Origin of the sequence: Staphylococcus gallinarum, assembly GCF_000875895.1 — a bacterium.
GTDB lineage: Bacteria > Bacillota > Bacilli > Staphylococcales > Staphylococcaceae > Staphylococcus > Staphylococcus gallinarum.
In genome coordinates, this window is sequence record NZ_JXCF01000026.1 from 208645 (window position 1) to 229765 (window position 21121).

Here is a 21121-nt window from a genome sequence, read left to right on the forward strand (position 1 = left end):
AAAACCATTAAATTGCATGTTCATAAAGTGATTTTAAATTTATTTGAAATTTTGGAGTGAATGATTGGCATTTTAAGTGAAAATGTAGCATAAATATTATAAGGGCGTATTTATGGGAAAAGGAGTGGAACAAATGAAATTTATTAGCAACAATGACATCACAGATCCAACACTTAATTTAGCAATGGAAGAGTATGTTTTGAAACATATGCCCAATGATGATAGCTATTTTTTATTTTATGTAAATAGACCATCTATTATAATTGGTAAAAATCAAAATACAATCGAAGAGGTCAATCAACCATACATTGATGAACATGGTATAGATGTGGTGCGACGAATTTCTGGTGGGGGCGCTGTATATCATGATACGGGCAATTTAAACTTTAGTTTTATCACTGATGATGATGGCAATAGTTTCCATAATTTTAAAAAGTTCACAGAACCAATTGTTGAAGCCTTAAAAAGTTTAGGCGTTGATGCTGAACTTAGTGGAAGAAATGATATACAAGTAGGGAATGCAAAAATTTCGGGAAATGCAATGGTCAAGGTGAAAGAACGTATGTTTAGCCATGGTACACTTATTTTAAATAGTGAACTGGATGAAGTACAAAATGCCTTAAGAGTAAATCCAGCAAAAATCAAATCTAAAGGAATTAAATCTGTCCGCAGTAGAGTAGCTAATATTGTTGAATTTTTAGATGAACCTATTGATATTGATACCTTCAAAGAAATTATTTTAAAAACAATTTTCGGTGAAACAAATCAAGTTGAAGAATATAAACTAACTGATGAAGATTGGGCGAATATTGAACAATTAAGCAATGAAAAATATCGCACTTGGGATTGGAATTATGGCAAGAATCCAAAATATAACTTTGAGCGTGAGGAAAAATTTGAAAAAGGTTTTGTTCAAATTAAGCTAGATGTTAAAAAAGGTAGAATTGAACATGCGAGAATATTCGGTGATTTCTTTGGTGAAGGTGATATAACAGAATTAGAAGCAGCTCTAGAAGGCACTTTACATGATTTTAATAGTATAGAAGAAGCGTTAGCCGATTACGATATACACCATTACTTTGGTGCAATCGATAGAAACGAATTAATTAGATTAATGTCTTAATAATTGAACAAAAAATTCATACAAATGAATATATAAAATACGAAAAGGTCTATCCACCGACAATATCAACTGATAAGTAGGGATAGACCTTATTTTAAATGGCAATCGATTAAATTATCCAACGAGAAATTCCTCCAAGTTTTTGTATTCATCTGTATAGCGTTTGAAATCATTCTCGTTTTTATTTTTTAGAGCATCGTCTATTAAATGTTCTAACTCATGCTTACGAACGTTACGTAGTGATTCATCAATTATTAGTTCGATACCCAAATCATTGATAGTAGATACAAAGGACTCTAATGTATTATATTTAACATGTGTGTTATGTTTCATTTTAACCACTGCCTTTCTATATATTTACATGTAGTATACAGTTTTTTTATATTGAAATCAACAAATATTCTGACTATTCCGAAAAAATAAGTGTAAAATGCAACTTTCGAAAAATAAAAAATGGCAAAAACTTTTTTACAAAATTTAAGTTGATGGTAATTAAGAAGGATTTTTATATTATTTTATTGATTTTAAATTCTTAATGTTATATTATTTGCTTATCACCAAAGCGTAAGGAGGCATCAATTATGAATTTGCATTATGTAATTAAAAAAGGTGATATGGCATTGCAACCTTGTAATGTGTCATTTGGTTTGTTAGAAGGTACCCGGGTGTTTAAATATAAGGATGAATGTACAGTAATCAAAGATCGAACACCTAAAATTATTGATCGGTCATGTAGGTTTTACGGTAGTAGTTATAATTTTAAAAAAGAGGATACAATGCGAATTACAGGCATTAGTAGTAAACCGCCACTTCTATTTACTCCATTATTTCCCACTTATTTTTTCCCAACTCACTCTGATAGAAAAGACGAAAACACATGGATTAACATTCACTATGTTGAACAAATAAAGCCACTAAAGGATAAAAAATGTAAAGTTATCTTTGTAGATGATCAAACGATAACAGTTAATATCTCTGCTCACAGTATGCATCATCAATACTTGAATGGTATATATTATTACTACATGATGGATAGAGCAGCTAGAGTAGCTACATTTGATCCTGATTCCCCAATTGATTATACAAAACCACAATTAAATATTTATGAAGCATTAGCCAAATACTCTTTATTCGAGCACAAATAGCTAACGAAAATGAATTTTAAATGTAAAAGATAAAGTATGTGGAATATTATATTAAATTAGTGTAAATATTCCGCATATTTTTTTAACATTTATACTTGAAAAATCTGCTGTTATTGATATAATTATATTTGTGCTTGATAAGAGAATACATTAATCCACAGTAGCTCAGTGGTAGAGCTATCGGCTGTTAACCGATCGGTCGTAGGTTCGAGTCCTACCTGTGGAGCCATGGAAACGTACTCAAGTTGGCTGAAGAGGCGCCCCTGCTAAGGGTGTAGGTCGCGAGAGCGGCGCGAGGGTTCGAATCCCTCCGTTTCCGTACATAGAGAATACCCGTTAAGTTAACGTAATTAAACGTTGATTTAACGGGTTTTTTGTTGTGTTTGGATAAATATCGTTAATAGAGATAATTAACCTTTACACTAACAATACGTTCATAATGCTAATAGCTGCTATTGTCTAAAAAACGTTTATCAATAACATTTGTCGTAATTTGTTGTAATTGTGATTTAGACATATTAGCATTTCTTTGATATTGCAAACCATGTTGATTAGCTAATTTATTAGGATAATCATTTAACATATAAACTTTGAAGTGATGCCTACTGTCATCATTATATGGAGCAGTCATTTCATAATGATTAACGATTGAGCGCCATTTTACGTCGGAGATTTTGGTGTCGTTATGATTATTTGCAATTTTAAATTGAATACTGCCTCCTAAATGATTACTTTCAGTCCCTGTTTCTTGGCCATTTAAAAAGTTGCCGAGAGAATAAGCGACTAATGTCTTATGGTTTTGGGTACCTTTAACCCATTCAACAGGTTGTATTACATGTGGATGCATACCTATAACGACGTCGACATTTTGTTTGGCTAAGAATTTAGCATATTCCTTTTGTTTTTTACTTGGCTTGTGGCTGCCTTCCTTACCCCAATGCATAGAAATGACAATAAAATCACTATGTTGTTTTGCTTTTTTTATATCTCTTTTGATTTGTTTCTTGTTAATATATTTTATTTGATAGGGCAATTTGGGTGTTAAATTATTTGTGCCAAATGTATAACTTAACATGGATACTTTAGTATTTTTGATGTTTATGGTAGGTGTTTTATTATAATCGTCCTTACTTTTAAACATACCAGTGAATAGTGCTTTATCTTGGTATTTATGCCATGTTGATAAACTGTTATTGATACCACTAGTGCCTTGATCTAAGGAATGGTTGTTTGAACCATTAATGAGATTAAATCCAGTATCAATTACAGCTTTTGCGACTACAGAAGGGGTATTAAATCTTTTAAAACCTGAAAATGGGCGATCATCACCACCTAGAGGTGATTCTTGATTAATATATGCAAGGTCTTTGTCTTGTATGTAAGGAGCAATAGGTCGGTACATTTTTTGGAAATTATATGAATCTTTTCCGTTATTAGCATCTTGATAGACAACTGGATGTATTAAATTATCACCTACAGCTATAAAATCAATTTGTTGTCGTTGATGATTGATTAACAAGCTGATAAACATCCAACAAGTTATTACGAATATCAGAATGTATGTAAATATTCCTTTCATCGTGTCACTCCTATAATTGTGAATAATAGCTATTTGCATTGATACCATAATCTATCTGTTAATTAATAAAGTTACTTATATAAATCAAGCAATTATTGAATTTGAATCACAATTTAATGTTGTTAAAATACATTACCCTTTAAATTAAGAAATATAATAATTAGGTGACTTTTTTATTAAAAATAATTTGAATATCAGTTCTAGTGATCTATTGATTTAAAAAGTATATAGACAGATATCTATATAGATGATAATCTATATAGAAGTATGGAGGTGCTATGATTGGCATATCAAAAAATTGCAAGGCTGTTAAAGGTATTAGCAGATCCAAATAGACTCGAGATATTAGATTTATTATCATGTGATGAGCTTTGTGCACATGATTTATTAGGGCATTTTCAATTTTCTCAACCTACATTGAGTCATCATATGAAGGCATTATTAGATTCTGAACTAATAACAATGCGTAAACTAGGCAATAAACGGATGTATCAATTAAATCATAAATTGATGACTGAAGTGACTGAGCATTTGGATAATATAAACACGAATCATGTACGTTGTATTTGTAATGATATCGATAAAGGTGAGTGTAGTTCATGACTGTGTTTGCAATTGTCTTGTTTTTAGTGACTTTATTTTTTGTAATTTGGCAACCTAAAGGGTTAGATATTGGTATTACGGCGATGATCGGTGCAATAATTGCCATTATAACTGGTGTAGTGAGTTTCTCAGATGTGTTTGAGGTGACTGGAATTGTTTGGAATGCGACGTTAACTTTTGTCGCAGTAATATTAATTTCTCTAATACTTGATGAAATAGGTTTCTTTGAATGGGCAGCATTACATATGGTCCGGGCATCGAATGGTAATGGTCTAAAGATGTTTATTTATATAATGGTATTAGGGGCGGTCGTCGCAGCATTTTTCGCTAATGATGGGGCAGCGTTGATATTAACACCGATTGTGTTAGCAATGGTTCGGACACTAGGTTTTAATAAAAAAGTTATTTTCCCATTTATTATCGCAAGTGGTTTCATCGCAGATACTACATCGTTACCACTGATAGTTAGTAATTTAGTGAATATAGTATCGGCGGATTATTTTGATATTGGTTTTGTGGAATACATGGCACGAATGATAATACCAAATTGCTTTGCATTGATAGCAAGTATCATCGTTCTGTGGTTATATTTTAACAAATCAATTCCAAATTCATTTGAAACGAAACATATTGCAGAACCTGTAACGGTAATAAAAGATATGAAATTATTTAAATTTTCATGGGTTGTCCTGATTATATTATTGATTGGTTATTTAATAAGTGAATTTATTCAAATACCAGTTTCAATTATAGCTGGTGTGTGTGCTTTATTATTTATATTATTAGCCAGACGTTCAGCTGCAGTGAATACTGCGACGGTAATTAAGGGAGCACCTTGGAATATCGTTGTTTTTTCAGTAGGAATGTATTTAGTAGTATATGGTTTGAAAAATGTTGGCATAACAACGTTATTAAGTAGTTTGTTAAATGATATTGCTCATTATGGCTTATTTGGTAGTGTAATGGGAATGGGCTTTATTTCTGCAATACTTTCATCTGTTATGAATAATTTGCCAACGGTACTGATTGATGCTATTGCGATAGGGCAATCAAATGTAACAGGAGTGTTAAAGGATGGCATGATATATGCAAATGTCATTGGTTCTGACTTAGGTCCAAAGATTACGCCTATTGGTTCTTTGGCTACATTGCTTTGGTTACATGTATTATCACAAAAAGGTGTCAAAATATCTTGGGGAACATATTTTAAAACAGGTATTGTAATAACAATCCCAGTATTGTTTTTTACGTTATTAGGATTATATTTAACACTTATTATATTTTAAAGGAGAAATAAAATGAATAAGAAAACGATCTATTTTATATGTACAGGTAATGCTTGTAGAAGTCAAATGGCAGAAGGATGGGCACATAAAATTTTAGGTGATAATTGGAATGTTTATTCTGCAGGAATTGAGACACATGGTGTTAATCCGAAAGCAGTAGAAGCTATGTTAGAGGTAGGTATCGATATTTCAAATCATACCTCGGATTTAATTGATAGTGAAATATTGAACCAGGCTGATTTAGTTGTTACTTTATGCAGTCATGCTGATAACAATTGTCCTGTATTACCTAAGCATGTGACTAAGCAGCATTGGGGATTTGATGATCCAGCTGGACAGGATTGGACAAAATTTCAAAGCGTACGTGATGAAATAGGAGATAGAATTCAACAATTCAAATTAGAAAATAGTTAGTATAGTGTTCAAATTGCATTTTAAATTAAAATTAGCTATCTTTTTAACTTAAATGTGTGTTTACTTATTAATTAGTTAGTTGCATATATATATAAATACAAAACACCGGATGAGACATTTATAGTGCCTCACTCGGTGTTTTTATGATTTATAATATATAATGGTTGGTTTATTTTTTACTTATTAAATTCTTTATCGCCTTTACTATATAACTTACAGCAATAGCTCTAAATACACGTTTGATAATATTTCCCATAGGTAGTACCCCCTTAACAATTATGCAATTTATTCAAAATGTTATATATAAAAGTACATACCCGTTTTTTGTTATTTTAACTAGTATATTATGATTTATTTTTCAAATGAAATTAAGCCATTATCATCAGCTTTTTTGAAAAATATAGTAATAATCCCACTTATAATTGCGATAATATATGGAATCCCTGTCCAAAAGAACACTAAATGGAGCATACCTTGTAACAATTGATTGGAATAAAATTTGTGAACGCCTATCCAGCCAAGAAAGAAGCATAATACAACATATATCACTTTGTTAACTTTCACGATCTCTTACCTCTCTTTGAATAATAATAAATAAATTATCTTATAAATTAGTATAAACAACAATTAAAAACTATTAAATGTGAAAATTAGTGACATTGTAAGTAAGAACTTCGAATTTTAAAATAATTTCAGATATAATAATAGGTGATTAAATGTGTAAATGAGGAGAGCAATTATGATTAGAAAGGCACAACCTAAAGATAGACAACAGTTAGCGCAATTATGTTATATCATATGGGAAGAACTAGAAATTCCGTTGGTACGTCATGTGCAAAAGGAGCGTTTGTTGCAAATTATAGAGCGCAGTATGATTGAGGTACCTTATAGGGGACATATAGACAATATTTGGGTTTATGAAATAGATGGAGCAGTTGCAGGATGTTTAATTGCTTATCCAGGTGATAAGGAATTAGCATATGAAAATGCTTGGCTCGAGCTAGAATTGGATGAAGATGTCTCACGTTTGGGGACGCCAATGCCAACTAAAGAAGCAAGCGATGATGAGTGGTACATTGAAACAGTGGCAACATTTGCAGAATACAGAGGTCAAGGAGTTGCTACACAATTGATTAAACATGTAATCAATACAGCACCTGACCAAAAATGGAGTTTAAATTGTGATTTAAATAATTCTATTGCTTTGAGTGTATATAGTAAGTTGGGTTTTGCAAGTGAGCGTCAAATAGACTTGTATGGTCATATGCATCACCATATGATTTATACGCAATAATATAAAAGCAGCCGGCCTATTGACTAAAGGTACCGACTGCTAAATAACTCGTATTAAGTTGTTGTATCGCTTGTATTATGAGTTAAGTGAGATGGAACTCTAAAATTAAATACCACCCAGTAATGCGCTGATATAAATACCTAGTGCATATAAAACACCGAAAAATGTGTTGGTTTTACCTGTTGCTGCCATTGCAGGCATCATTGATTCTGGCGTGTCATATTTTTTGAAACGTCGAACAGCCTTTATTGGTAAAGGGAATGAAAGCAACGCTAATAAGAAGAAAATAGAGCCACCAGGTTTGAAAAATGTTATATAGATTACTAGAACATATGCGACGATATACATAAATGCTAAGAAATAAATCGAGAAGCGTTTGCCTAAAAGAATAGGTAACGTTTTACGACCGCTTTCTTTGTCTTTAACACGATCTCGGATATTATTGGCCATATTAATTAAACCAATCGTTATAACAATTGGAATACTAATCCAAATCGCTAAACTCTGAATATTTTCTGTTTGAATAAAGAATGAAATTAAAATAATAAACATACCCATAAACACACCAGAAAATAGTTCGCCGAATGGAGTCCATGAAATAGGGAATGGTCCACCCGTATATAAATAACCAACGGCCATACAAACGAGACCAATAGGTAATAACCAGAATGAACTATTCATTGCAATGAATATACCTAGTAATGCGGCAATGATATAAAATGCAATAGCTAAATTCATTACACGCTTTGGCGTCATTCCGTTGCGTACAATCGCACCACCGATTCCCACGGAAGTATGATCGTCTAGCCCTTTTTTGAAATCATAGTATTCATTAAACATATTAGTTGCCGCTTGAATTAATAAACAAGCAAGTAACATTGCTAAGAATAGACTAAGGCTGAGATGGTCTTCGCTGCCTAATAAGAAAATCTTTGCAGTAGCAGTACCTACGAGCACTGGAACGACAGCTGCTGTTAATGTATGTGGTCTCATCAAGTGCCAATATTTTTTGACAGTTGAATATTGTTGATATTGAGATGCCATAGTGTAAATACCTCTTATCCTTTAAATTAATAATATTTTATCAAATCAATTTTAATAGAAGATGTTATTTAGGTCAAATAACGTAAAATTAGTACAAACGAATTAAGCTCATATCCGTACACACATTGTGAAAAGTGGTACAATATTATAATGAGTGAAAACTGATAAATGAAAGAAGTGAAATAGATGACATTGGACGTCAAGGAAAGTGAAATTGTCGAAGCGGTATATGAGAGTAAGCATACTTGGGTTTCAGTTGAAGCAACATTGGACTATGAATTAGACCCGACTGAATTATTTCATATAACAGAAGATAGTGCAGGTGACCGTTTTTATTTTAGAAAAAATGACAACGAAACTTCATTCTTTGGCTATCATGCTATTAAGAGGTTTAAAAATGACTTTGAAAATAAACAGTCTATTTTCAGAGAATGGGAAAAATATAAAAATGACATTGCTTTAATACATCCGAGTTCTACAAAGCATCATCTTAAGATATGTGGAGGATTTCAATTTTCTTCTCATAAATCGGGAGATGAATGGCGTGAATTTGGTATCAATCACTTTATTTTACCTGAAGTGTTGGTAACAATGGAACATGGGAAATCATATATCACTTATACTGTTGAGACAGATAAATTTGAAATTGAAACATTTTTAGCAATTATTGAGAAATTAACTCAACCGAATATTTCACCAGATTTTGAACGTGGAGAGATTAAACGCATCGAAGATATATATAAAGATGAGTGGCGTGATTTAGTTAAAGATACAATCGATATTTTAGACGAAAATAAAAAAATTGTACTTGCGCGTAAGCGAATGATTCAATTTGATAAAGATATAAACATCCCCTATATATTAAAACAAGCAATACAAGGTGAACGAAATAGCTATTTATTTGTTCTGGAATCACAAGGAAGTGTATTTTTCTCACAAACTCCAGAACAATTAATGGAAGTGAATGACGATGTATTATCAACTAAAGCTGTTGCAGGGACGATTAAGCGCACGCATGAAGATGCAATCGATAAAGCAAATATTGATGCATTCTTAAATGATGAAAAGAACTTAAATGAACATCGTTTTGTTGTTGAAAGTATATTGCATGATATTAAACCATATGTTGAACATATTGAATTTAATAAAGAACCACAAATTTTAACTAATGATCATTTGTATCATTTATATACAAAAATCAAGGGACAATTAATTGATGAGTCGTATATTGGTTTGTTGGATAGTTTGCATCCAACCCCTGCGTTAGGTGGCTTTCCAAAGAAAGAAGCCATTGAGTATATTGAACAAAATGAATTCGGTACACGAGGTTTGTATGGCGCACCAGCTGGTTATATTGATATGTATGATAACTGTGAATTTATTGTCGCGATTCGTTCGATGCTTATTAAAAAGAACCAAGCTACATTATATGCTGGTTGCGGTATTGTATTTGATTCGGATGCCGATAGTGAAGTTGAAGAAACAGCGGTCAAATTTAATCCTATGATGAAGGCTTTAGGAGTCGATGATTATGAGTAAGCATATTGAAGCTTTAACCGATCAAGTATTTACTTTTGTTTCAGAATTATATGCATATGGTGTGCGAGAAGTAGTAATTAGTCCTGGATCACGCTCGACACCGCTAGCAATAGCAATTGAGGCGCATCCGTTAATGAAGTCTTGGGTTCATCCAGATGAACGTAGTGCGGCATTTTTTGCGCTTGGATTGATAAAGGGTAGTGAGAAACCTGTTGCGATTTTATGCACTTCTGGGAGTGCTGCTGCTAACTATACTGCAGCTGTCTCAGAGAGCCAATTAAGCCATTTGCCACTAATTGTATTAACGAGCGATCGTCCTCATGAGTTGAGAGGCATTGGGGCACCTCAAGCTATTAATCAAACGAATATGTTTGAGAACTTTGTTAACTATCAATTTGATTTACCAATAGCGGATTCAGGTGATACTGCTAATCATATGATTCAAACGATACAATTTCAAATGCAGAAGGCAAGTCAATATTTATTTGGACCACATCGAGGGCCAATTCATTTTAACTTACCATTTAGAGAGCCATTAACACCTGATTTAGACAAAGATTATTTATTAACAACTGAAACGAAACAATTACCGCATTATCAAAAAACGACTAGTTTAGATAACATTTTAAATATTGTACAAAAACGTAAAGGCTTGATTATTGTCGGTGATACACAACATCAAGATGTTACACAAGTCCTAACATATTCGACTATTCATGATGTGCCCATATTGGCCGATCCATTAAGTCAACTTAGAAAGGAACATCATCCGAATGTAGTTACAACGTATGACTTGTTGTATAGATCAGGTTTAGATGTTGATCCGGATTTCATTATTCGTGTTGGCAAGCCTGTGATTTCTAAAAAGTTAAATCAATGGTTGAAACAAACGGATGCATTTCAAATATTGGTACAAAATAATGATGTTCCAGATGCTTTTCCTATTCCACCTAGCATATCATTTGAAATGTCAGCCAATGACTTTTTTAGACAATTGTCTGAAACAGCGACAGTCGAACGTAAGCGTTGGTTAGAAAAATGGCAAACCCTTGAAAAGCAAGCTCAAGTTGAGGTTAAGGATTACATTAAATCTGCAACAGATGAGGCTGCCTTTGTAGGAAATGTATTAGATAAATTGACTAACGAAGACGCTTTATTTGTGAGTAATAGTATGCCTATTAGAGATATAGATAATTTATTTATGACTTGTGAAGCAAATATCTATGCTAATAGAGGAGCCAACGGTATAGATGGTGTGATATCAACGGCTTTAGGTATGGCAGTCCATAAAAAGACGACACTCTTAATAGGTGATTTGGCATTTTATCATGACATGAATGGCTTATTAATGTCTAAGTTAAATGATATAAGTCTAAATATTATTTTATTAAATAATGACGGTGGTGGCATCTTCTCTTATTTACCTCAGAAGGATGCAGCTGATCAGTATTTCGAACGTCTATTTGGAACGCCAACTGGTCTAAACTTTGAACATACGGCATTACTTTATGACTTTACATTTGAAAGGTTTGAAAGTATAGAGTCATTTAAATATGCTGCTCTCTCAAATTTTGGCGCACATATTTATGAAATTATAACGGATAGACAGGATAATTTAGAACAACATCAAAAATTATATAAAAAGTTGAGTGATATTATCAATGTTACATTATAAATTTCATCAATCACAACAAGATTCGAAAAAGCTATTAATTATGTTACATGGCTTCATAAGTGATCAGAGTACGTTTGATGAGCATTTAGAGACCATGTCAGAAGCTGTTAATATCTTGACCGTTGATTTACCAGGACATGGTCAAGATGCATCTGATAAAGATAAAGTGTGGGATTTTGACTTTATTTGTAATGAATTAAATGATACATTGGCAAATTTTACAGATTATCAAATATATTTGCACGGTTACTCAATGGGAGGCAGAATTGCACTGTATTATGCTTTAAATGGTGTAGTTAAGCTTCAAGGATTACTGTTGGAAAGTACTTCACCAGGATTACAAGAAGATGCAGCTAGAACAGAACGTCAGCAAGTTGATTTTGCTAGAGCCAAGGTACTGGATATTGCCGGATTAGAAATATTTGTAAATGATTGGGAAAAGTTACCATTATTTTATACACAATATGATTTAGATAAGGAACTAAAAAAACGTATTAGAAAGATGCGTTTAAGCCAAGACCCAAATCGTTTAGCCAAAGCATTGCGAGATTATGGCACAGGAGTAATGCCAAATTTATGGCCAATGATTTCACAAATTACAACACCTACTTGTATAATAGTTGGTGAATTAGATAAAAAGTTTTGTAAGATAGCTGAGTCTATGAAACAATTGATTCCACAGAGTGATATCTATGATATTTCTAAGAGTGGTCATACAGTTCATGTGGAACAACAGCAAGAATTTGATAAAATAGTATTAGGTTTTATTCATAAGGAGGAGCAAAATGACTAGACAGTGGGAAACATTAAAAGAATATAAAGAGATTAAATATGAATTTTTTGAAGGTATTGCAAAGGTTACGATTAATCGTCCTGAAAGAAGAAATGCCTTCACACCAAATACTGTACAAGAAATGATGGATGCATTTTCTAGAGCTAGAGATGATCAACGTATTTCAGTGATTATTTTAACTGGTGAAGGTGACAAAGCATTTTGTTCAGGTGGAGACCAAAAAGTGCGCGGCCATGGTGGCTATGTTGGTGACGACCAAATTCCTCGTTTAAACGTATTAGATTTACAAAGATTAATACGTGTTATACCAAAACCAGTCATTGCAATGGTAAGAGGTTACGCAATTGGTGGCGGTAACGTATTAAATGTTGTTTGTGATTTAACGATTGCTGCAGACAATGCAATCTTTGGTCAAACTGGACCAAAAGTGGGGTCATTTGATGCTGGGTATGGTTCTGGGTACTTAGCTCGAATCGTTGGCCATAAAAAAGCGCGTGAAATTTGGTATTTATGTCGCCAATATAATGCACAAGAAGCCTTAGATATGGGTCTTGTAAATACTGTTGTACCTTTAGCAGATGTTGAAGATGAAACAGTAAAATGGTGTCAAGATATCATGAAACATTCTCCAACTGCATTAAGATTCCTTAAAGCAGCAATGAATGCTGATACAGATGGATTAGCAGGTTTACAACAAATGGCTGGAGATGCAACATTACTATACTACACAACTGATGAAGCTAAAGAAGGTAGAGATGCCTTTAAAGAAAAACGCGATCCAGATTTCGATCAATTCCCTAAATTCCCATAATATTGAAAAAGATTAATCCATAACTGGATTAATCTTTTTTTATGATATATCAAAAATATATTAATTAATTTCTTAAATTAGACTTTGTAGGATTGAATTGCTTGTGTAAATTGAGTTTTATAAACTTCTTTTCCTATTTATTATTATATTTGACTAAATTTAAACTATATATTAATATTATAATAAAAGGATTGAGGAGAGAACAATGACATCAACTGTAGATAATAAAATGCGAAAAGAAATGTGTTATCTGTTTTATATAACTAGTAAAGAAGTTGTTAATCGTTTTAATAGATATTTAAAGCAGTATGATATTAGCTTTCCAAATTACATTGTATTACTATATATTGAAAATGATAAACCAATATATATTAAAACATTATGTGATGAATTATATCTAGACTCAGGTACAATTAGTCCTATAATTAAAAGACTAGAGAAGAAATCATTGATCAAACGTATGAGAAATGAAGATGATGAACGTAGAGTAAAGGTACAATTAACTGATAAAGGTATAGAATTAAAGGAACATTTTAACCAAATTAGTGAAGATGTAATTAGTCAGTTTAATATGAATGATGATGAGTCTTTTGCGTATCATGACATGTTAAGAAACTTTGCAGAGCGTAATATTTACAATATAGAAAAGAGATAAACAGATCGTGCATTTATTAAAAAGCATATACATATTAAAGACACCACATTTACGAATAATGTAAACATGGTGTCTTTTTGATTTATTGAAATGTTGTGCTGTTTAAAAATAATTACTTGTAATATTGATTAATATAACTTTCTAATCTACGCATACCTTCTTTTAACGCATCTAATTCATATGCATATGAGATACGAACATAGCCTTGTCCAATATCAGTAAACGAAGATCCAGGAACCATGGCAACATGTGCCTTTTCCAAGACATCTACACAAAAATCAAAGTCATTGTCAGTGAATTGCTTGATGCTAGGGAATATATAGAATGCGCCTTCAGGTTTTGCGTCTAATTCAAAACCTAATGTTTCAAGACGTTCGATTAAATAGTCACGACGTTCAATATATGCTTCATTCATATATTGTGGTGCTTCTAGTCCTTCGTTTAAAGCAGCAATGCATGCTATTTGAGCAGGCACATTTGCACAAATACAATTATATGCGTGCATAAATGTTAGCTTTTCAATTAAATATTCTGGGCCAATTAAAAAGCCTATACGAATACCTGTTGCTGAGTGTGACTTACTCAGGCCACCAATTAATAATAATTGGTCGCGTAATTGGGTGAATTGAGCAAATGATGTATGTTCTCCAGAAAATGTATTTTCAGCATAAATTTCATCACTAATTATAAATATTTCCTTGTCTTGTAAGGACTGAGCTAAAGCTTCCACTTCATTATAACTTAATGTGACACCAGTTGGATTGGTTGGATAATTTAGCAAAATGGCTTTTGTATTTTGGGTTATATGTGATTCTATTAATTCTGGAGTTAATTTGAAGCTACTTTCCGTAGTATCAATAAAGACCGGAATACCGCCTAAAGTTTGAATTAATGGTATGTAACCAGCATATACAGGACCAGGAATTAAAATTTCATCCCCTTGATTTATAATGCTTCTTAATGCCGTATCTAAAGCTTCACTAGCACCATTTGTAATAATTATTTCCTCTGGATCATATGTAAAATGATAACGTTGCTCGAAATATTTACTAACACTCGTTCGAGTTTCTAGTAATCCTTTATTGTGCGAATAAGTCGTCTTATTCTCTTTAATTGCATTAATATAGGCATCCTTAACTACTTTTGGCATTGGAAAGTCAGGTTGGCCAATGGTTAAGTTAATACAATCATCGATATGTTTCATGCGATTTGAGAATTGACGTATACTTGGTGCCTTTAAAAATTTTGAGTTTTCATTTAAAGATAATTTCATTTATATTCCACCTCAAGAAAAAATACCGAATTGTAATCATATGTATGATTGTCGATACATTGTAAAGTATGTCTATCATAACATATTTGAAATAATTACAATTCAGTATTTTAAAATTAACCCTTAAAGTTAGAAGGGGATTGTAAATTGATTATTGGGTTTGTCCATTTTGTTACAAACCGCGTAGATAATATAAAAACTATAAGTGTTGTAACTAAGACTAAATATACATAAGTAAGTGTTGAAATATCATCTTTAAATGGATATATTTTGTATCCACGTAGAACGCCTATAACTAAACCATGTAGTAAGTAAATATACATGGTTCTTTTACCTATGTATGTAAAGAATCTTTTTGTTTTAGGTACTAATATTAAAAATGAAAACATTGTAATTAATATTACAAAGTATAAAAGCAATCTTTTAACTGGACTATATAAATCTTGCTTACCTTCCAAAGAGATATATGGTGAATCTCCGAGTAACCAATCAGAATTGATAGGGTGAAGGTAATAAATTGTAAAGAACCCAGCCAATACAAGTAACGCTATTGGTATGAATTTTTTATTTCTAAATAGTTTAGTATGTTCAAATTTAAATAAGTAGCCCAAATAGAAAATTGGGAAGAACATAATTGTTCTTGAAAAACTCAAATACGTATCAATATCGTCTGAGTATCCGGCAAATAGAGATACAATAATTGCTATCGGTAAAACAATGTATGATTTATATTCTTTTACTATTACTAAAATAACATGGAAGAAAAATAGTGTGAGCAAGAACCATAATGCAAATACTGGATCAAATGGATCCATACTAACACTGTCTTCTTTGCCAGTTAAAAAGTAATATATCGAAAAGAATGCAAAGAATATAAAGTATGGAATTAATAGTTTTTTTGATACTTTTTCAATATATCTACCTTCACCAGCTTTTTTGGCAAAGTATCCTGATATAAATAAAAAACCAGGCATATGGAAGCTATATATTGTCAGATATAAAGATGATAAAAAACGACTTTCACCAGAATATGGTTGTAATAAATGACCGAATACGACGAGGAAAATCAATAACGCTCTTGCATTGTCAAAGAAGTAATCCCTGTTTTTTAATTGATTCATCATGATTCTCCTTTTGTTTACTCTGTAGAAATTAAATACTACTGTTACTAATTTATTATAAAATGAATGGGTTATGCAACGAAATAGGTCACATTGTAGATTTTTATTGTATATATACCCGAATAACATTATAATATTATAGAATAAAATAATTAAATATATAGATAGATAACAACTAAATAGTGGAGATGAAACAACATGTATAAACAGCTAGAACAATTAATCACATTAACAAGCAATGATTTAAACTTGGTAAGTAGACGCTTTGGTCAGCGTACAGATTTAACATCAGAGCAATTAGAAATGTTAAGAATCTTATATAGTTATGATGTATTATCGCAATATGATCTTACGATGAAAATTAACAAAGAACAATCCATTGTATCGAGATGGATAAAGAAGTTATGTAATATGGGTTATATTACTAGTAAACAATCAAGTCGTGATTTAAGATGTAAAGATTTAACGTTAACGGATGAAGCTAAAGCATTAGTACGACAAATCAATGAAGTACGCGTTGCTTTAATAGAAGCACGTTGTCAAAACTTAACAGCAGTGGATATAGAAAATTTAAATGCATTACTCAATAAGTTAAATGTCCATCATGCTCATATTTAGTTGATCTATTTGTAATAAGTCTTAAATTAAAAATTAAAGAGAACATGAATCCTTGTAGTAGGATACATGTTCTCTTTATTTAGTTTGTCATAAATTTTATGAAATTGAAGCTTTATTTATAAGTGTTTACATCAAAGTATTTACCTACTTTGTCCATTGAATCATAGAATGATTTAATTCTTGTAGCATTATGTTTGGCCCAAGCAACGTCTGTTGCATATTGGTGTACACCAGGATTATCAGGGTTCCAACGCATTTTATATAATGTGTTTTGTCCTTGATTGATATAAGAGCTTGCGATAAATTGTGCACCACCGACAATCGCTTTCTTAACTGAGTCCCAACCGTTATTTTTAGCAGTAATAAAGCCTTGCTTAACAGCATCGTGATCAACAGCGCCAATACCAAACATATTATAATATTTAGTAGGTTGGTTTGTAACTACTTTATTATTCACGACGTTGCCACCATTAGCTAGGGTAGATGTACCGTTACCAGTTTCTAATAAGGCATGTGAAATTAAATACACTTCATTGATATTATTTTCTTTAGCAGCTTGACTAAATGCAGCACCTTGACCTTCTAAGATACCTTTACCAACTAATAGTTTATTTAAATCTGTTGCATTAATATTTTGAGCTTTATCTAAACGTAAGAATTGGTATTTTTGAGTTGCATCTTTAACTAATTTGTTTGAATCCATCGCTGATTTGATTTCAGCAGAAGTTGCATCTTCCCATTTACCTGGTACGCGTTGGATTTGTGGTTTTGTATTTAGACCTTTTTGTAGCGCAACAGCTTGATCTAAAGTCATTCCAGTTGCATAGTATTTTACAAGTTCTTTGCGTAAATCAGCTGCTTTAATCCATACCGTTTTACCATTCGATAACTTACCATGATACCAAGTAATACCATTAATTGTTTGTTGTTCAAATACATCAAAGATACCTTCATAGAAGTCTCTTAATGAACCAGCACCTTTAGTAGCAGTAGGGTCTAAGTAATATTGGCCATTTTCATTATAGATAATGTAGTCATATTTGAGTGGTGTAGGGTTGCTTTGAGTTGTTGCTTGGTTTAAATCTTTAGCAGCAATCCAGCCTGTCTTGTTGTTTACATTTCCATAAATATATTCATCTTTATCAACAAATAATGATTTCGATGCATTAAATTTATTGTTACCAACTTTGTTTAAAGTATCAATTTGTTGTGCCTTTGTACCCCAAGGAATCGCATATAGACCATTGTTTGTAGGTTTAATTGTATATTGACCTTTTTTAGCTTCTGCCTTAGTTAAATTACGCGTATTAATATCTTTAGTGTTAACCCAACCGATAGGTGTTTTTTGGTTTGTATTCTGAATTAATACATACGTATTATCGCCTTGAGTACGTTGCTTTGAAATCGTGTATGTCTTACCTGAGAATTTAGAAGCATCTTTACCTTGCTCATCAAATACTGTTGTCTTGATTCCAGAATTTTGCGTATTTAATTGACCAATTTTGCTTACATTTGTTGTTTTATTTACAGTGTTGTTTGCTTTTGTAGCTTCTTTAACTTGGATATCTTTAGTAAGCATCCAACCCATATTTGTATTCGTCTTATTATCTGTAATTAAGTAAAATTGTTTACTACCTAGTGCAGCTTTTTTACTTAGTTTAAATGTTTTACCATTAACGTATGATTTTTGTACACCTTGCTTATCATAAACAGATGTATAAACACCGCTATTTGTTTTATTAACTGTACCTTGTTGGTTTGTTAGGTTAGTTACAACTAATTTATTTGTATCAGTAGAAGGGGTTGTAGTACTGTTTGATGTTAATTTACTTAAACTTACCCATCCAGATACTTTATTAACTGTGCCATAAAGGTAGTTTGTTTTGCCAATTTGTTGTTGTTTCGTTGCTTTAAATGTTTGTGCAGATTTACCAGATACTGTGCCTACCTTTTGTGAACTTGTTCCCCAAGGTACGCTGTAAAGAACTTCGCCTGGTTTTATCTTGTAGCTCTTATTAATTTTAGCAACTGATTTTGCAGTGTTATAATTCACATCATTTTGTTTAACCCAACCAATTAAATTACCTTTATTATAATCTGATACTAAATAGTATTTTTCTTGGCCTAGAGTAGCTGTTTTTGTAACTTTTAAGGTTTGGTTTGTACGGTTTGTTGCTTTACCATTTTTGTCATATACAGTTGTGTAGACGCCATTGTTTTTACTATTGATACGTCCTACACCGCTATTTGTCTTAACGGATAATTGTCCTGTTTTAGGTGTGTCATCTGTGTTCGTACTACCACTATTATTTGATGATGTAGTACCCCAATCCGCAGCTTGACCAGTTTGGATTAAATACTTTTCATATATTAAATCATATAATTCATCATAACTGTAATTGTGCGCTGCTAAATAACCATGAGGGTCACTGTGATCCGTGCCACCTAAATAAGTACTTACAGCTTTGTGTGTCCACACTGTTCCAGCACCATCATATTCAGCGCTATCAGGTTTCAAACCATAGTAACGTAAATTAGTTGCGGCATAATCAGCATAGTTATTGATAGAGCGTGCAAATGAATCATAATCATGTGTGTGTACTAATTCAACATGAATGAAACGTTCGTTAGCAGGAGCACCTGCACCCCAAGCTAAATAATCTGTATTCGCAGTTTCAATAATTCTATTACCGTCAACATACGCATGAACGAAAGCACTATTGTAATTATTCTTCATATAGTTAACTTCGCCAGTAATTGTTGAATTATCATTTGCTGTATCATGCATAACGATTCCTTCAGGTTTACCATAGCGATAGTTATATTGTGGTAAATAACTAGCAATATCTTGTTCATAATTTGGTGCCGTAAAGTTATTTTTACGGATATAATTATTGATTGATGAATTGACTTGTGGTGTATATCTTTGCAATGTTGACTTAGTAGTTGCTTCTTTTTTAACTGCAGCACGTGTAGTTGTAGCTTGTGAAGTATTCGCAGTGTAATTAGCAGTTCTTAACATAGGTGTTACATCAGATGTAGTGTCTTCATCTGTGTCGTTGTTTGATGCTACTGCTACCTTTCTTGCAACTGGTTCAGTAGTTGTAGTTTGCTCATTTGACTCTAAAGCATTGTCTGTTGAATCTGATTTAGTAGCTACTGCAACAGCGCCATCTTCATGATTAGTTTCTAATGCACTGTTGTTATCATTAGTGTCTTGAGTTGAAGCTGTTGAATCAGCACTATCTTTAACTTGATTCGCGTTTACTGTTGAATCACTAGAAATTTGCTCATCAGTAGTATTATCATCTTGTTTCTTTGCTGATGTATCCTCTTCATTATCATCTGATTTCACTTCATTTGTTGAAGTAGAAGCTTGATCAGAATTAGCATCACTCTCTTGTGTTGCAACATTACTGTTTGATGTAGTTGGAGCTTCGTCTTGTTGTGTTGCTTCAACATTAGTGTTATTTGTATCAAGTTGTGCTGACTGTTCAGTTGTATCTTCAGTACTTTGTTGTTCATTAACTGAGCTTTCTGAAGTATTGCTGTTAGTTGTCGCATCTTCAGTTGCATTTGAGTCTTGAGACTTCATATCTTGAGATTCAGCAGATGAATTCTCTTGAGTGGTTGTATGATCAGCTGTTGTTTCATCTTTAGAAGACATATCTTCTTGAGTTGAGCTTTCATCGTTAACTTTAGAATTTTGTTGATCAGCTGTCGCATCTGATTGTTGAGTTGTAACAGCATCAGTTTCTGAATTTGAAGCTGTTTCATTTGTGTATGTATTTGCTTCTTCTGTTGAGTCGCTGTTTAAATCATCTAGAAGTGCATCATAATTAGATACTTGATCAGCATCTTGTGACTTAACTTGCGTAGGGTCTTGGTAGGCCTGTGTTCCAGAAATATTAGTTGTTGGTTTACTAATTTCTGCTTGAATTTGCTTACCTTGTTGTTGAGTTTGCTCATCGTTTAACACATTTTTATTTTTTGTTTGATCTTGTGTATTTTCTGCTGCATGAGCATGATGAGTTGTCAAAGCAGTACCTGCAAACGTAAGTGCTACAATTGATGGTACTTTATAAGTAAACTTTTTATTAATCATTAAACTGCCCCTTTAACAAAATTATTTAGTGTCATTATAATAC

General features: G+C 32.3%; 19 protein-coding genes and 2 tRNA genes. 14 read left to right on the forward strand and 7 right to left on the reverse strand.

Annotation, left to right across the window (positions count from 1 at the left end; genetic code table 11):
- Window positions 1-133 precede the first annotated feature (133 nt).
- Entirely contained in the window at window positions 134-1123 is a 990-nt protein-coding gene (locus SH09_RS11760; RefSeq protein ID WP_042739841.1) for a lipoate--protein ligase, read from the forward strand.
- A 114-nt stretch (window positions 1124-1237) separates the two neighbouring features.
- Here the strand turns inward: SH09_RS11760 and SH09_RS11765 are convergent, their stop codons facing one another.
- Complete coding sequence (locus tag SH09_RS11765) at window positions 1238-1456, reverse strand: IDEAL domain-containing protein (protein WP_042739842.1); 219 nt, start codon at window positions 1454-1456, stop codon at window positions 1238-1240.
- Between the two features lie 248 nt (window positions 1457-1704).
- Between SH09_RS11765 and SH09_RS11770 the strand changes: the two genes are divergently transcribed.
- The 3 genes from SH09_RS11770 to SH09_RS11780 all read left to right on the forward strand — a co-directional run bounded on the left by SH09_RS11770 (window position 1705) and on the right by SH09_RS11780 (window position 2587).
- Window positions 1705-2268, forward strand: a complete 564-nt coding sequence (locus tag SH09_RS11770; protein ID WP_042739843.1) for a competence protein ComK — start codon at window positions 1705-1707, stop codon at window positions 2266-2268.
- A 154-nt stretch (window positions 2269-2422) separates the two neighbouring features.
- Window positions 2423-2497: transfer RNA gene (locus SH09_RS11775), tRNA-Asn, on the forward strand.
- 1 nt (window position 2498) lies between these two features.
- Window positions 2499-2587 (forward strand) — tRNA-Ser (locus tag SH09_RS11780).
- 123 nt (window positions 2588-2710) lie between these two features.
- On the opposite strand, the gene SH09_RS11785 is transcribed toward SH09_RS11780, so the two are convergent.
- A complete protein-coding gene (locus SH09_RS11785) occupies window positions 2711-3847 on the reverse strand; it encodes a CapA family protein (RefSeq protein ID WP_082039225.1) in 1137 nt (378 codons plus the stop codon).
- 282 nt (window positions 3848-4129) lie between these two features.
- Here SH09_RS11785 and SH09_RS11790 point away from each other — a divergent pair, with 282 nt between their 5' ends.
- From SH09_RS11790 to arsC, 3 genes are read left to right on the forward strand one after another with little or no spacing between them, the layout of a single operon-like run.
- Window positions 4130-4450 carry an ArsR/SmtB family transcription factor gene (locus SH09_RS11790; RefSeq protein WP_042739844.1) on the forward strand — a complete coding sequence of 107 codons (321 nt, stop codon included), beginning with the start codon at window positions 4130-4132 and terminating at the stop codon, window positions 4448-4450.
- Window positions 4447-5736, forward strand: coding sequence for an arsenite efflux transporter membrane subunit ArsB (gene arsB / locus SH09_RS11795; protein ID WP_042739845.1), 1290 nt, complete (start codon window positions 4447-4449; stop codon window positions 5734-5736). Before SH09_RS11790 ends, arsB begins: the two co-directional genes overlap by 4 nt.
- 12 nt (window positions 5737-5748) lie before the next feature.
- Window positions 5749-6150 carry an arsenate reductase (thioredoxin) gene (arsC, locus tag SH09_RS11800; protein ID WP_042739846.1) on the forward strand — a complete coding sequence of 134 codons (402 nt, stop codon included), beginning with the start codon at window positions 5749-5751 and terminating at the stop codon, window positions 6148-6150.
- Between the two features lie 351 nt (window positions 6151-6501).
- Here the strand turns inward: arsC and SH09_RS11805 are convergent, their stop codons facing one another.
- Entirely contained in the window at window positions 6502-6714 is a 213-nt protein-coding gene (locus tag SH09_RS11805; RefSeq protein ID WP_042739847.1) for a TM2 domain-containing protein, read from the reverse strand.
- Window positions 6715-6889: 175 nt separating this feature from the next.
- Here SH09_RS11805 and SH09_RS11810 point away from each other — a divergent pair, with 175 nt between their 5' ends.
- Window positions 6890-7444, forward strand: coding sequence for a GNAT family N-acetyltransferase (locus SH09_RS11810; RefSeq protein WP_042739848.1), 555 nt, complete (start codon window positions 6890-6892; stop codon window positions 7442-7444).
- 105 nt (window positions 7445-7549) lie between these two features.
- Here the strand turns inward: SH09_RS11810 and SH09_RS11815 are convergent, their stop codons facing one another.
- Window positions 7550-8488 (reverse strand): 1,4-dihydroxy-2-naphthoate polyprenyltransferase, encoded by a 939-nt coding sequence (locus SH09_RS11815; protein ID WP_042739849.1) that lies wholly within the window; start codon window positions 8486-8488, stop codon window positions 7550-7552.
- 186 nt (window positions 8489-8674) lie between these two features.
- Between SH09_RS11815 and SH09_RS11820 the strand changes: the two genes are divergently transcribed.
- The 5 genes from SH09_RS11820 (at window position 8675) to SH09_RS11840 (ending at window position 13961) form a co-directional block, all read left to right on the forward strand.
- Window positions 8675-10027 carry an isochorismate synthase gene (locus SH09_RS11820; protein WP_042739850.1) on the forward strand — a complete coding sequence of 451 codons (1353 nt, stop codon included), beginning with the start codon at window positions 8675-8677 and terminating at the stop codon, window positions 10025-10027.
- Window positions 10020-11702: a 2-succinyl-5-enolpyruvyl-6-hydroxy-3-cyclohexene-1-carboxylic-acid synthase gene (menD, locus tag SH09_RS11825; RefSeq protein WP_042739851.1), complete on the forward strand. Its 1683-nt coding sequence runs from the start codon at window positions 10020-10022 to the stop codon at window positions 11700-11702. The genes SH09_RS11820 and menD overlap by 8 nt, the downstream gene beginning before the upstream one ends.
- Window positions 11689-12495: a 2-succinyl-6-hydroxy-2,4-cyclohexadiene-1-carboxylate synthase gene (menH, locus tag SH09_RS11830; protein WP_042739852.1), complete on the forward strand. Its 807-nt coding sequence runs from the start codon at window positions 11689-11691 to the stop codon at window positions 12493-12495. Before menD ends, menH begins: the two co-directional genes overlap by 14 nt.
- The gene (gene menB, locus SH09_RS11835) at window positions 12488-13306 is read left to right on the forward strand and encodes a 1,4-dihydroxy-2-naphthoyl-CoA synthase (RefSeq protein WP_042739853.1); all 819 of its coding nucleotides are present in this window, start codon (window positions 12488-12490) and stop codon (window positions 13304-13306) included. The genes menH and menB overlap by 8 nt, the downstream gene beginning before the upstream one ends.
- A gap of 205 nt (window positions 13307-13511) precedes the next feature.
- Window positions 13512-13961, forward strand: a complete 450-nt coding sequence (locus tag SH09_RS11840) for a MarR family winged helix-turn-helix transcriptional regulator (RefSeq protein ID WP_042739854.1) — start codon at window positions 13512-13514, stop codon at window positions 13959-13961.
- Window positions 13962-14073: 112 nt separating this feature from the next.
- Here SH09_RS11840 and SH09_RS11845 read toward each other — a convergent pair whose 3' ends face one another.
- Both SH09_RS11845 and SH09_RS11850 read right to left on the reverse strand, forming a co-directional pair.
- On the reverse strand, window positions 14074-15234 hold the full coding sequence (locus SH09_RS11845; protein WP_042739855.1) for an aminotransferase class I/II-fold pyridoxal phosphate-dependent enzyme: 1161 nt from the start codon (window positions 15232-15234) through the stop codon (window positions 14074-14076).
- A 116-nt stretch (window positions 15235-15350) separates the two neighbouring features.
- Window positions 15351-16355 carry an acyltransferase family protein gene (locus tag SH09_RS11850; protein WP_042739856.1) on the reverse strand — a complete coding sequence of 335 codons (1005 nt, stop codon included), beginning with the start codon at window positions 16353-16355 and terminating at the stop codon, window positions 15351-15353.
- 198 nt (window positions 16356-16553) lie between these two features.
- Between SH09_RS11850 and SH09_RS11855 the strand changes: the two genes are divergently transcribed.
- The gene (locus SH09_RS11855; protein ID WP_042739857.1) at window positions 16554-16973 is read left to right on the forward strand and encodes a MarR family transcriptional regulator; all 420 of its coding nucleotides are present in this window, start codon (window positions 16554-16556) and stop codon (window positions 16971-16973) included.
- A gap of 112 nt (window positions 16974-17085) precedes the next feature.
- On the opposite strand, the gene SH09_RS11860 is transcribed toward SH09_RS11855, so the two are convergent.
- Window positions 17086-21078 carry a GW dipeptide domain-containing protein gene (locus SH09_RS11860; protein ID WP_052495448.1) on the reverse strand — a complete coding sequence of 1331 codons (3993 nt, stop codon included), beginning with the start codon at window positions 21076-21078 and terminating at the stop codon, window positions 17086-17088.
- Between the last annotated feature and the right edge of the window lie 43 nt (window positions 21079-21121).